Source organism: Paraburkholderia sp. BR13439, assembly GCF_040948805.1.
GTDB classification, from domain to species: Bacteria; Pseudomonadota; Gammaproteobacteria; order Burkholderiales; family Burkholderiaceae; genus Paraburkholderia; species Paraburkholderia youngii.
This window is the reverse complement of sequence record NZ_JBFPKN010000098.1, coordinates 1-2182: the sequence shown is the minus strand read 5'-3', so window position 1 is coordinate 2182 and position 2182 is coordinate 1. Positions and strand designations below refer to the sequence as shown.

At 60.7% G+C, this 2182-nt stretch carries 2 protein-coding genes and 1 pseudogene; all 3 read right to left on the bottom strand.

Annotation, left to right across the window (positions count from 1 at the left end):
• Nucleotides 1-52: 52 nt before the first annotated feature.
• Nucleotides 53-1633 carry an IS66 family transposase gene (locus tag AB3X96_RS42270; protein ID WP_368594381.1) on the bottom strand — a complete coding sequence of 527 codons (1581 nt, stop codon included), beginning with the start codon at nt 1631-1633 and terminating at the stop codon, nt 53-55.
• A gap of 31 nt (nt 1634-1664) precedes the next feature.
• Entirely contained in the window at nt 1665-2018 is a 354-nt protein-coding gene (gene tnpB, locus AB3X96_RS42265; RefSeq protein ID WP_027821158.1) for an IS66 family insertion sequence element accessory protein TnpB, read from the bottom strand.
• A pseudogene (locus AB3X96_RS42260) lies at nt 1994-2182 on the bottom strand (IS66 family insertion sequence element accessory protein TnpB); the annotation flags it as partial. The pseudogene AB3X96_RS42260 and the gene tnpB, both read right to left, overlap by 25 nt.

Below are 2182 nucleotides of genomic sequence, written 5' to 3'. Positions count from 1 at the left end.
GTAAGCGGTCAATTAACGACGCCCATCAGAGTTGTTGAACAGGGCAATAGACTTACCGCAGTTCGGCGGGCATGCACCAGGGAAGAAGCGCGGCGTAGTCGTCGACGGTCTGCGCGAGCGGTAGGCATCGGAGTAGCCAGTTGAGGTATCGATATGGATCGATGCCGTTGGCTTTTGCCGACTGGACCAGCGAGTAAAGATTCGCGCTCGCATGTGCACCGGCAACCGTGTCGGCAAACAGAAAGCCCTTGCGCGCTACGACGAACGGCCTGATCTCGTTCTCACAGGCGTTGTTCGAGATTGGATAGTCGCCGTTTTCAACGTAGCGGCTCAGCTTGTGCCACTGCCGATTCAGATATTGCAGCGCTTTGCCGAGCATGCTACCCGGCACGACGGCAGGCAGATGCTCAATCAACAGTTGCTCGATGACGGCGAGCACGCGGGCGCTATAGCGGCGGCGTAATCGCAGCCGGCGAGCGGCGTTCCACTTCGCACTTCGCGCCTCAGCCGCGAACAGCTTGCCGATGAGGTTGATGAAACGCGTTGACAGCAGGTCCGGAGTGCGAGCGGCTTTCGGCACCGTATCCTCCGCCTTGACGAACGCGCGCCTTGAATGAGCCCAACAACCAAGATGGACGAGTTGATGGTCGTGCGCGATGCCGCTATACAGCTCATATCCATCGGTCATCAACGCCGCGCCTGGTTTGACGCCGACGTAGAGTTGCGCGGCGTGTTTTGCACCGCGCCCGGGCGTGTAAGTGAACAATCGAATGGGTGGTCCCGAACCGTTCATTTGCGCCCAGACGTAGCTCTTTGTTTGCGGTCGGCGCCCAGGCTCCTTGAGCACCTGGAAGGTCGTCTCGTCGCCATAGATCAGATCTGCTTCGAGCAACGTATCGCGCATCAGGTTGATCACCGGCTGGGTCGCAAGCCCAACCCGCACAACGCTGATGGCAACCGTGTTCGACGAGATGTCGCCGCCGAAGCGTCGCAAGAGCCCGGCCTGACGATAGATTGGCATACCGAACTGGTATTTGCCGGTGATGATCCACGCCAGCGCCGATTCGGTAAACAGGCCGCGCGGAATGATTCGCGGTGGTGGTGGCGTCACCTTGATCCCGAGATCGCAACACGGGCACGCGTATTTGACGCGTTGATGCTGGATCACGCGGATCTGCTCTGGAATCACGTCGAGCTGCTCGCTGGTCTCAACGCCGATTTCCACGAGCGCGTGGCCATCGTGACCACAGAAGCGTTCGGACTCGGGCAGCTCGTGCCGGACAACCTCGCGTGGCAGGCGCGGATCGAGCGGCTTGCGGCCGCGCTTCTTGCGTGTGTGAGCAGACACCGCCGTATCTGCCGTATCTTCCTGCGCGGGCTGTCCTCCGGAGACCGCGAGCGCTTCGGCTTCATTGAACAGACCAAGCTGGTCCGATTCGCGCGATTCGCTAGACGCGCCAAACAGTTCGCGCTTGTACGCTCGCAACCGCTCTTCCGCGAGATCCCGCTCCGCTGTCACCAGCCGTAGTGTGCCGCGCAGTTCGTCACGCTCCTGCTGAACGGCACCAAGTGCGTCGCGTGCGGCGAGCAACTCCTTCAGTTCCTCGGCGGTGATCGTGACATTGATCGGCATGCCCAGTTAGACAGGCATGCTGCGTCGGCGTTCAGCTCACACGGGCGTAATATCGCATTGGGTGCTTCTTGATGGCGGCGAGGTCGACGCCCTGTAGAAGCCAGCCCAATTGCTCGGTGCTCAGCGTCACGACGGCCGCATCGCTGGGCCACGCAAAGCGATCATGACCTTCGAGCCGCTTCAGAAGAAGCCAGAACCCATTGCCATCCCAGGCAATGATCTTGATACGATCGTGACGTCGGTTGCCGAACACATACAGGGCCTCGTCCAGCGGGTTTAGCGACATCGCCTGCTCGACGAGGATTGACAAACCATTGATGCCCATCCGGAAGTCAACGGGATCGCGGTGAACGTAGACCCTCAGCCCATCGTCGAACCGGAACACGGTAGCCTCCCCAGCATCTGGACGATCGTCGCCAGTTCGTCGAGACTCGCGTTGCCGAGTTCAAATTCGACGCCATTCGGCAAGCGCACGTGAAGTGCGGCCACCATCAGTGGCAAGGCCTGCGATGGCCCTTGAGGCGCAGCCGGCGGTGCCGATGGTGCGGT

What these genes read in the sequence shown, in the direction of transcription:
- AB3X96_RS42270 (WP_368594381.1), bottom strand. Translation starts at nt 1,633, where the DNA reads ATGCCGATCAATGTCACGATCACCGCCGAGGAACTGAAGGAGTTGCTC.